This is a genomic window from Pseudanabaena sp. 'Roaring Creek' (assembly GCF_001402795.1).
Lineage (GTDB): Bacteria > Cyanobacteriota > Cyanobacteriia > Pseudanabaenales > Pseudanabaenaceae > Pseudanabaena.
Window position 1 is genome coordinate 1 of record NZ_LIRE01000122.1, and the last position, 10713, is coordinate 10713.

The following is a 10713-nucleotide window of genomic DNA, read 5'->3' on the forward strand; positions in this document are numbered from 1 at the left end:
GCGTGCGCCGCAGGTTTTAGGGTTTTATATTTACTTAAGCCCAATTTGTAGACATATAAATTAGTCTTCAATTGCTAATTTGTTCTAGAAACTCTCATCACTAATTCCCAAATGCCGCTATGTCACAAATATTGTCACAAATATACAGCTTTGATATCTTTGATACGCTGCTGACAAGACTAGTTAGCGAACCAACGGAAATCTTTAGAATCTGTGGCGATCGCGCTTTACTTTTTGGTTGGATTAATTTTACGGCGGAGACTTTTCAGGAAGTTAGAATTAATGCCGAACGGCGATCGCGCTTGTTTTATGAAGCTGGCGAAGTGACCCTAGATGAGATCTATCGGGAAGTTGCCAATACCTTAGAAATCCCTGCGGAAACGATCCAGAAACTAAAGCAATTGGAATTAGATGTAGAAGCGGAATATTTAGTGGCTGTACCGCAGGCGCGACAATTGCTAGAAAAAGCAAGGCGATCGCATCCCCATGTGTTATTTCTCTCTGATATGTATTTGCCTGAAGCTTTTCTTGAGGAGCAATTGCGGCAGCATGGCTTTTGGCAAACTGGCGATCGCCTCTACGTATCATGTCAGTACCGCAAATCTAAAGGATCGGGTGATTTATTTTTAAAAGCGATCGCAGATAGACAACTGCGTCCTCAAGAGCTAACGCATATTGGTAATAGTTGGCAGCCCGATGTGGCTAAGCCGCGTGCGTTAGGAATTAAAGCGATTCATTTTGATAATGCCAATCCCAATCGCTATGAGTCCATCCTGCAAGCGAATGCTCGATCTACCAATGGCATTACTTCTCTTTTAGCAGGTTTATCTCGCTATACCCGCCTATCGAGAGAGCCTAAAACACCAAAAGAAGCAATCATTGGCGATATTGCGGCTTCAGTAGCCGCACCAATTTTAACTGCCTATACCATTTGGATCTTACAGCAGGCGAAAGCTCGACAACTTGCCCGCATCTATTTTTTGGCAAGGGATGGCGAGATATTACTGCAAATCGCTCGGGAACTTGCTCCCAAGATTTATCCAGAGGTAGAACTGCGCTATCTCTACGTCAGTCGGCAAGCTTTAAGAATGCCTGGATTAACTAAGATCGATAGAGCCTTTTGGGAATGGATGTTTGATGATACGGATATCTTCAGTATTAATAGTTTGCTGGCCAGAATGTGTCTCGATCGCGCTACTGCCGAGGAAATTTTTACCGCTCTCGGTTATCCTTTCGAGCTTTGGCAAAAGAATTTATCTGCTAAAGAGAGAATTACATTACGAACGAAGCTAGAAAAGACCGAACCCCTTCAGGAGCTAGTTCTGCAAATTGCAGCGCAGAAACGCGAAGTTTTAAAAGCCTATTTACATCAGGAAAAGATGTTGGATGGGCAAGCCTTTGGGCTAGTGGATGTGGGCTGGCGGGGTAGCTTGCAAATTTCCTTGGAAAATGTCTTTGCCCTATTTGGTACGAGGAATCCTGTCGGTTTCTACTTTGCGTTGGACAAGCCTAGCGGTGGACTGAAGCACCGAGGAGAAGCAATAGCCTTTTTCTTTAACTTAAATCATGCCGTGGGACTTCGCAATGATATCGACTATCGCTACGTTTCCGCGATGGAAGTGTTTTGTGCGGGCTGTGAAGGAACCACCCTTGATTATGTCTTGCAAGCAGATGGTTCCGTAGTTCCTCTTCTCAAGCATCCCCATAACCAGCCTGCCTTAAATTGGGGGTTAGAATTTTTCCAGCAATCGGTGATGGCGTTTGTCCGCCATCTCGTGGAGCGATCGCCTACGGACTTAATTTTTCTTACTTCCCCAAAACTCTGGCGCGAAGCATTAGATCGGCTATTTTTGACTTTTAACGATACTCCTACGCAACAGGAAGCCGAAGCCTTTACGGATTGTCCGTTCTTTGACGATCCGAACGAGCTTTACCATTTTTATTGGGCGATGCCTTTCCGAGTGGTTGATGTACTTAAATATGCCATCGCCCTAAGCGCAGGATTTACCGTCCATCGCAATGCATGGTATGAGGCAAGTCTGCTCGTTAGCTCCCCCTTAGTTAAGGCTTACCTACCGATAGCGATCGTTCAACGCAAAATCCTGAAGCGCTGTAAAAAATTAATAGCGTCACTGAAAAATAGATGAATTGACGCGAATATTGCCACTTCCAAGAAGAGAAGGGCGGCGCTTTGCGCCGCCCTTCTCTTCTTGGGGTGGATTTTGTCCTAAACTCGCGTGAAGCATTGTAAAATTTGCATATGAGTGTATTGAGCCAAAACAAAACGATCGAACCAGCCCTTGCTGCGGTAAAGCAACGCTTGGAATCAGGTGGTGCATTGCTTCCAGATTCTCCCGACAACTTGCTTGAGGTTGTGGGGATTCTCAAAAGCTATGGTGTAGTACTGGGTGAGTACCATCGCAATCTTACCTATATTTCCGAACATCAGTTTCTTGCGTTTTTCCCTTTCTTTAAGTTCTTTAATGGGAACTTGTCCTTACAAAAATTAGGTCGTCATTGGTGGCACGATCGCATCAATTTTGAGTTTGCCGAATATTGCATGAAGGCAATGTTTTGGCATGGCGGCGGCGGACTGGATACCTACTTGGACTCCACTGAATTTAAACAACTCGCCCAATTAGCGATCGCGGCAAAGGTAAAGCGCCATCCCTTGATGGCAATTATGCATCGCCTATTTCCCGATTTCTTGCTAGAACAGGTGCGATTAATGACCTACTACAGCGCTCTTGGCTTTTTCTGGTCGTTCATGTCGCCCATGTTTTTAGAATTAAGCGATCGCTACGATCGCGGAGAAATTACCAGCATTCCCGATGTCGTCCGACATGTGCAGGATGGACTAGTGGCCGCGGCCGCCGTGCCCTATATCTACAAAGTAGCGATCGCAGGGAAAGATTACGAAATCGTCCCTGCTTCGGCAAACCTGTCATTTTTAATGGATACGGCTGTGCCCTACGTCGAGGCAGTATTTTTCCGATCTTTCCCCTTTCGCGGCACGGTTTCCTACAACGCACAGGAACATCAAATTTCTCAGGAAATTTCGCAGTTTAACTATGGCGTACTCTATGCCGATCCTTTGCCAGTAGGTGGTGCGGGAATTCCCCCCACCTTATTAATGCAAGATATGCGGCATTATCTTCCCGACTATTTGCAGGAGTTTTACCAAAATGGCGATCGCGGGGTCGAGGATTTGCTCGTTAAAATTTGTCTGTCCTTTCAAAAATCCATGTTTTGTGTAACGACAGGCGCTTTGCGTGGTCTAGCTCCCCATCCTCTAGAAACGCAAAATCCCCAAGAAAGGCAAGCCAATGAGAAGTTTCTCGCGCCTTGGTTAGCCAGACTTTCGCAATCACGACTATACACGCTCCAATAAGATCAAAAAGATCAAAGCGCCCTTGGGCGCTTTGATCTTATGGCGATATAGCTGCCACCAGTCTTGTTACTCCCTTCCCAGTGAAAAATTAGACGTTGCGGCGCTTCGCGCCGCAACGCTAATTCTTGGTTTTTAATGTCTAATTTTATAGCGGGAAGGGAGTAGGACAAAATTAAAACCCCAAAGAGGGTTGCTGCGCGGAGCGCGGCAACCCTCTTTGGGGTTTTATACCAATTTAGTTTTGGTATAAAACCCAAGAAGAGAATAGCGGCGCAAAGCGCCGCTATTCTCTTCTTGGGTTTTCGGCAATATCATGCTGAGGTTACGTAAAATGTCTGATGCTACAAGTTAATCAGGTTGGTTAAGATCGTGTGAATTTTTCTGGCTCTGATAGAGATATCCGATTGGTACTAAGTAGCTAGGCGCAATTAAATATAAAACCCCAAAACCTGTAGCGCACGCTGCGCGTGCGCTACAGGTTTTGACTCTGGGTTTTAATTATGCCCAGCTACTTACATAACGATCGCAGATCGCATCTTTGCTCACAACATCCCCAATTGAACTGATGAGCGCAACGAACATTAGCAATCAGCCAAACTTTAATCTCGTCGCAGCACTTCAAGCCACCGTTGAAATCTCACGGGAATTAAATGTCGATCGGCTCATCAATTTGAGTCTTAAGGTCATCCTCAATATCTCAGAAGCACAGTCGGGTGCGGTGATTTTAGTAGATCGAGAAGAATTACCGAGCATGGCGACCTTTGCAGAGCGATCGCCCAATCGAGAAATAATCCAACATTTACCCATCGACTGCACTAATCCTACGAGTTTGCCCTTAATGGTGCGCGAGGCGCTCCGCGATCGCGTTGAAACGCACTGGAGTCAAAACCATCCTCCGTCCCATTTTGCTCGCGATCCCTACTGGCGCGAGCATCCCCCCAAAGCTGCCCTATGTATCCCACTATGGGAATCGGGTCATTTATTGGGGGCAATTTATTTAGAAGATTATTTAGAAGATTATTTAGAAGATTACGATCGGGAAAATTTATGCCAACCCGAACTAGACCAAGTTTTGCGATCGCTATGTCAACAGGTCGCGATCTCCCTATGGCGATCGCATCAATTGACCAGCATTGATCGACATCGAGAAATTGAGGAAGCCTTACAACGCAGCAATTCCCTTTTGAAATCGCAGCGCGAAGCCTCCGTGGATGGAGTGTTGGCAGTGGACGAGCAAGGACGGATTGTGAGCTATAACAGTCGGTTTTGTCAGTTGTGGCAAATTCCTGAAGCCGTACTGCAATCCGTGGAATATGGAGGCTTGTTGAGCCTGTTACAGCACCACCTCCAACTACCAGAGGGACTGGTGGAAGCTCTAGAAAATGCCTACGATTCGACGGAAATATATACCCAACAGGAGATTTATCTTGCCAACGATCGCGTGTTTGATTGCTATTCGGGACAGGTACATTCTCCCGAAGGTAAGTTTTATGGCATGGTGTGGTACTTTCGCGATGTAACGGAACGCATTCGCATCCAGCAAGAACTACAGGCAGAAAGAGATCGTTCGGAAAGCCTATTGCTAAATATGCTACCCGAAGGAATTGCCAAAAAACTCAAGCATAGTCGCGCATCGATGGCGGATGGCTTTGAAGAAGTATCGGTTTTGTTTGCCGATATTGTCGGCTTTACCGAACTCTCTAGTCATATGTCCCCCACGGAAGTCGTCGGTCTGCTCAATCGCATCTTTTCTATCTTTGATAATCTGTGCGATCGCCATAAACTTGAAAAGATTAAAACGATCGGCGATGCCTATATGGTCGTGAGTGGCTTGCCTCAACCCAGAGGCGATCATGCGATCGCGATCGCTAATATGGCTCTCGATATGCAAAAAGCGATCGCCCATGTTAAATCTCGCGATGGGGTACAAATTGCGATGCGAATTGGCATTAATTCTGGACCAGTAGTTGCAGGTGTAATTGGGACAAAGAAATTTATTTACGATCTTTGGGGCGATACGGTCAATGTTGCTAGCCGTATGGAATCCTTAGGAACGGCAAATGCCATTCAAGTTACAGAATCCACCTATATCCGCATTCGCGAGCAATTTAATTGTGAAAAACGTGGCATAATCATGGTTAAAGGTAAAGGGGAAATGATGACCTATTGGCTAAATAGTAGGAAAGAGATTAATACCAAACTCAAGATAGCTTAGAAGCCAACGAGAGAAGCGATGATACTCTTTTGGGAATATGATTTTGTCTTAACGCAGTCAATAATTATGGCAATCCTAATACCAAAACTCAAAATGGCTAAGTCATTTCTTGGCTTGGTATTATATGATACAAATGATTTAAAGTTTTTATAATTTTCGTTTACGCCTTATTGCCGATTACGTTTCTGTTGTCGTTCAGGCTACAAATAATGAGAGCGATTTTTAATTTATTGTTTAGATTATTACATTGCGACTTTCAGCAGCTAAGCATAAGTAAACTTAAGGGCTAGAAGTGCGTATCATCGGCTATGCGGGCGGTACATACTCTAGTTTGGGCTTTAAATGGCATTGCCATTTTGGGAATTGGTATAAAACTAAATTCTTGTTGAAAGGGCATTAAATTCTTTCGTTATGCTCTATACCGCAATTTTATGAAAAGGATAACCTATATCAGCAATTTCTCGCGATCGCTGATCAAATCAGAAATCGAGAGTATTGGCTATATCTCACAAAAGCATAATTCTCAAGAAGACATTACAGGGGTATTGATGTCCTGTGGCAGTATGTTCTTTCAGATTTTAGAAGGAGAAGATGGGCGGGTCGATCGCCTATATGCCAAAATCTTAAAAGATGAGCGCCACCATCAAATTCGCTGTCTTAAATCTGAAGAGAATATCGAACAAAGACGGTTTCCAGACTGGCCGATGGAAATCATTATATTAGATGAAAAAAATGATTTGTTATTGCAACCGATCAAGATTCTCTTGCAAACTCTGGGGGAATCCAAAATAATTTTAGCAAATTATACCCATTCAGGGGTTTTACAAGCGATGGAGAATGGAATTAATCCACTCACGCTGATTCCACGCTACACCGAGAAGATTATCTTCTTCGCTGATATAATGAGTTTCGCTAGTATTACAGAAAAGCTGCAAGTAACCGAAGTTGTGGAGTTACTCAATCAATTCTTTACGGTTTGTACTAATGCGATCGCGGCGAGGGGAGGTGAAGTTACAAAGTTTATTGGTGATTGCGTGATGGCATATTTTGATGGCGATCGCGCTGATGAAGCTTTACAAGCAAGTCTGGATGTTCTTTTGGAACTAGAGAATTTACGCCGTAAATCGCCAGTTAATAGTCCTTTACGCGTGCTTTATGTGGGGATTGGGCTATCTAAGGGAACTGTTTTAGAAGGAAATATTGGTTCTCAAACCAAAAAGGAATATACAATTATTGGCGATGCGGTAAATGTGGCGGCTAGAATTGAATCGCTTACTAGACAGTTAAATCGTTTTTTAGTATTTTCGGCGGCGGTGAGGGAGGGGCTTAGCGATTCTTGGAAACCATTAAGACTGGGAGATTTCTATGCGAAAGGTAGAGAAGCGATCGTTGAGGTTTATTCCATTGACGACCCATTGACTTCTCAAAAATCAGATTTTTATGCCCTCAACCAAGAAATTAGGGAACAGCTCGATCTAATCGGAAGTGAAACGTCAGAACCCAGCAAACAACGCAAAACGCTATTTATGCTGTACGATCGCTAGTAGCGATAAATATAAACTCCATGATGTCAAACCTTTTAGATAACCGCTATCGCGTCACTAGCGTCCTAGGCAGTGGCGGCTTTGGGGAAACCTATTTGGCTGAAGACACCAAAATGCCATCCAACCGTCGGTGCGTGATTAAGCAGCTAAAACCTGTTGCTGATAATCCACAAATGTATGAGTTATTGCAGCAAAGGTTTCATCGCGAGGCAGCGGTCTTAGAAACTTTGGGAGAGGAAAATCGCTATATTCCTAAGCTTTACGCTAACTTTACGGAAAATGGATTGTTTTATCTAGTCCAAGAATGGATTGATGGATTGACTCTAACCGCAACGATCGAACGGAGCGGCAAGTGGAACGAGGATGCAGTCAGACAATTAATGATTAGCATTCTCCAAACGCTGATCTACGTTCACGATCGCGGTATTATTCATCGAGATATCAAGCCTGATAATATTATTTTGCGATCGGGAGAACCCGTACTAATTGACTTTGGGGCAGTGAAAGAAACCCTCAATGTCAGTACGATCCGCAGCTCGGCGCAACAAGCTCATTCGATCGTCATTGGTACGCCAGGGTTTATGGCATCGGAGCAAGCGGCGGGTAGACCTTTTTTTGCGAGCGATCTCTATAGCCTTGCGCTCACCGCCATCTTTGCTTTAACGGGAAAATATCCGCAAGAATTGGGTACCGATCCACAAACGGGAGAGGTGCTATGGCAATCTCATGTCGTTAACATTAGCGCAACCTTAAAATCTATCTTTGCGAAGGTACTCCAGTTCGATCCGCGCGATCGCTATAGTTCGGCGAGGGAAATGCTGGATGCACTACAGCAAAATCAAATTCGTCAAAATGCTCCTAAGCAAGTTCCCATTTCGCCAGCGCTGTCGAATATGCAGACTGTGGCGGTAACACCCAGAGGCTATACCCCTCCTTTCACTCCCCAGCAATCCATTCCCGCTCAACCTCCCGATCACTCAGTTTATGTTTACCAATCGCAGCAAAATCCGCAGAAAAAGATATTAGGGCAGATCGTGGCTACGGTAATCGTGGGTGGAGCGATCGGCGCGGCGATCGCGTTAGGTGTTGTCATCTCTCAAAATGGCGGTATTGTTGCTCTTTGGAACAAATTCTCTCCCTTTAATAGACCCGTTGCTAAAGTTCCCTTCTACTTTCTTGCCGATTCTGCTTATAAAGATAAAGAATCGGCTGGGTTTCGAGTGGAGAAGTTGAAGTCACTAGGGTATAAAGATGCTGGCATGTTTTGGATACCCGACTATCCCAACTTAGGAAACAATCAATTTCAGCAGGTATATACCAGCCAATTTAAAGATTTAGATAGTTGTATCGTAAAGTTGCAAGAACATCTCAAATATATTGATGATGCCTATTGCGCCTACGCCAGTCTTGATGCTAAGGCTAGTTCTCAACGCTTTACAGGAAGCGATTTGTCTTCTTCATCTTCCCCTTCTCCTTCCCCGACTCCCACAAAATCACCAACGGCAACTCCATCACCGACAAGACCTTCTCCTGAGCAAGCAGTCCGAGATTATTACAGCCTGATCAACGATCGCCAACTTCAAAATGCGTGGCGCAATCTCACCCCAAAATTTCAACGCGATCGCGCTGGTGGATATAAATCTTTTACCGACTGGTGGGGAACTGTGAGTCAAGTTTCGGTTAATGACGTGCGGATTGTTGAATCTAAGGAGAATTCCGCAATCATTGATATGGATCTCACCTACCTGAAGGGTAAGGCGGTTTTTCCCGAAACGCTGAGGATGAGTTTAGTTTGGGATGAATCGTCGAAACAGTGGCAAATTAATGAAACGCAAAGACGGTAATCTAGGCTCTGGCAACGACAAATCAAAAGCCCAAAGATGAGTGGCGGCGCTTTGCGCCGCCACTCATCTTTGGGCTTTTAGGTTTTAAGTAAACCTTACGTTGCTATATTCAAAAATGTTTAAAAATCTAGATTAAGACCGAGAAGATGCAAAATTCGCCACAAGTCAGTATCATTATGGGCAGTGACTCCGATCTGCCCACCATGCAAGGCGCGATCGCCATTTGTCAAAAGTTTCAAATTCCCTATGAAGTCGCAATTATCTCCGCTCACCGCACCCCTCATCGAATGCTGGAATTTGCCAATAATGCCCATATACGCGGCATTAAGGTGATTATTGCGGGGGCGGGTGGTGCGGCGCATCTTCCTGGAATGGTGGCGGCGCTTTCTCCTCTGCCTGTAATTGGCGTACCCGTTTCCACTCGACAACTTAATGGTGTGGATTCGCTCTATTCGATCGTGCAGATGCCTAAGGGCATACCCGTTGCCACAGTAGCGATCGGCAATGCTGATAATGCAGGGCTGCTTGCGGTACAGATGCTCGCTAGCCACAATGCCGAACTGCTCGAACGCGTAATTACCTATCGTCAATCCCTAGCGGATATGGTAATGGAAAAGCAAAGTAAACTCGATGATTTAGGAAGTGAAAGATACCTGCAACAGATGTGATACCAAGTTAAGAAATGGCGTAGCCATTTCTTAACTTGTGTTACGTGGGAGCTTTCAAGCCCCTCACCCCTAGCCCCTCTTCCCTTTTGGGAGAGGGGAACCAAAAATTAGTCTTACTCCCCCTCTCCCATCAAGGGAGAGGGGGCTGGGGGATGAGGGCGATATTCGTTCCAAGCAACATTAGCTATAAATACAAATAAAAGTCTTTTACTAACCTAAGGTAATCTGGCGTATAAACATGTTTCTCCTCTTCGATGGTTAGGAAGGTCTCTCGGACAGGATATTTAGTGGGACTCAACTCTAGCAATATACGCTCGATCGCACTTTGGGGCATGGGTTTGATATAGACTTGGCGATCGCAAAACAGATCAAAATCCCTCGCATGATCTAAAAATTTTTTAGCCAAGTCGGTAGGGTAAATAATTGCTAAATGACCGTGGGGTTTGAGTAACTGACGGGCGATCTGGAGAATGTCAGTTTGTGGCAGACTATCGCTATGGCGAGCCAAGTTTCTGGATGCTTGAGGTGACTTGTAACTATTAATAAAAAAAGGTGGATTGGAAATAATGAGATCGTATTGCTGCGGACAGGCGATCGCAAAGTCTTGAATTCTGGCGCGGTAGATATTAATGCGATCGCCCCAAGGCGATTGCTGGATATTCTCTTTTGCCTGATGGTAGGATTCAGTATCAATTTCCACGGCATCGATCGAGGTATTGGCTGAGGGTGATCGCTGCGCTAGCATTAGTGCTAACAATCCAGTCCCAGTCCCGATATCCAGAATTTGAGCGGGTTCGGGTAGACTCGCAGACGCACCTAACAGAATGCCATCAGTCCCTACCTTCATCGTACATCGATCTTGATTGACCGTAAATTTTTTAAAGCGAAAAGAAGAATTCTGGATTCTCATAGAATAAGTAGCTAGGCATAAGTATAGCTGTCGTCAATTGTACTAGGACATAAACCCCAAGAGTTGACTGGCGGCGCGAAGCGCCGCCAGTCAATTCTTGGGGTTTGATTTGTCCTAAGTCAAGTGACTGTAGCTATAAAA

At 44.9% G+C, this 10713-nt stretch carries 7 protein-coding genes; 6 read left to right on the plus strand and 1 reads right to left on the minus strand.

Annotated elements, in window-relative coordinates:
• Window positions 1-119 precede the first annotated feature (119 nt).
• From AC805_RS04035 to purE, 6 genes are all read left to right on the plus strand, one after another.
• Window positions 120-2147 carry a hypothetical protein gene (locus AC805_RS04035; RefSeq protein WP_055074221.1) on the plus strand — a complete coding sequence of 676 codons (2028 nt, stop codon included), beginning with the start codon at window positions 120-122 and terminating at the stop codon, window positions 2145-2147.
• Between the two features lie 113 nt (window positions 2148-2260).
• A complete protein-coding gene (locus AC805_RS04040; protein WP_055074222.1) occupies window positions 2261-3391 on the plus strand; it encodes a CO2 hydration protein in 1131 nt (376 codons plus the stop codon).
• A 565-nt stretch (window positions 3392-3956) separates the two neighbouring features.
• On the plus strand, window positions 3957-5606 hold the full coding sequence (locus tag AC805_RS04045; RefSeq protein ID WP_055074223.1) for an adenylate/guanylate cyclase domain-containing protein: 1650 nt from the start codon (window positions 3957-3959) through the stop codon (window positions 5604-5606).
• 431 nt (window positions 5607-6037) lie between these two features.
• On the plus strand, window positions 6038-7150 hold the full coding sequence (locus tag AC805_RS04050) for a BLUF domain-containing protein (protein WP_055074224.1): 1113 nt from the start codon (window positions 6038-6040) through the stop codon (window positions 7148-7150).
• Between the two features lie 20 nt (window positions 7151-7170).
• Window positions 7171-8994 carry a serine/threonine-protein kinase gene (locus tag AC805_RS04055; RefSeq protein WP_072143515.1) on the plus strand — a complete coding sequence of 608 codons (1824 nt, stop codon included), beginning with the start codon at window positions 7171-7173 and terminating at the stop codon, window positions 8992-8994.
• Between the two features lie 146 nt (window positions 8995-9140).
• Window positions 9141-9662, plus strand: coding sequence for a 5-(carboxyamino)imidazole ribonucleotide mutase (gene purE, locus AC805_RS04060; RefSeq protein WP_055074226.1), 522 nt, complete (start codon window positions 9141-9143; stop codon window positions 9660-9662).
• Between the two features lie 184 nt (window positions 9663-9846).
• Here the strand turns inward: purE and AC805_RS04065 are convergent, their stop codons facing one another.
• Window positions 9847-10572 (minus strand): tRNA1(Val) (adenine(37)-N6)-methyltransferase, encoded by a 726-nt coding sequence (locus AC805_RS04065; RefSeq protein WP_082429392.1) that lies wholly within the window; start codon window positions 10570-10572, stop codon window positions 9847-9849.
• Between the last annotated feature and the right edge of the window lie 141 nt (window positions 10573-10713).

Coding starts and splice junctions, on each gene's coding strand:
- purE (WP_055074226.1), top strand. CDS start 9,141: ATGCAAAATTCGCCACAAGTCAGTATCATTATGGGCAGTGACTCCGAT.
- AC805_RS04065 (WP_082429392.1), bottom strand. CDS start 10,572: ATGAGAATCCAGAATTCTTCTTTTCGCTTTAAAAAATTTACGGTCAAT.
- AC805_RS04050 (WP_055074224.1), top strand. CDS start 6,038: ATGAAAAGGATAACCTATATCAGCAATTTCTCGCGATCGCTGATCAAA.
- AC805_RS04045 (WP_055074223.1), top strand. CDS start 3,957: ATGAGCGCAACGAACATTAGCAATCAGCCAAACTTTAATCTCGTCGCA.
- AC805_RS04040 (WP_055074222.1), top strand. CDS start 2,261: ATGAGTGTATTGAGCCAAAACAAAACGATCGAACCAGCCCTTGCTGCG.
- AC805_RS04055 (WP_072143515.1), top strand. CDS start 7,171: ATGATGTCAAACCTTTTAGATAACCGCTATCGCGTCACTAGCGTCCTA.
- AC805_RS04035 (WP_055074221.1), top strand. CDS start 120: ATGTCACAAATATTGTCACAAATATACAGCTTTGATATCTTTGATACG.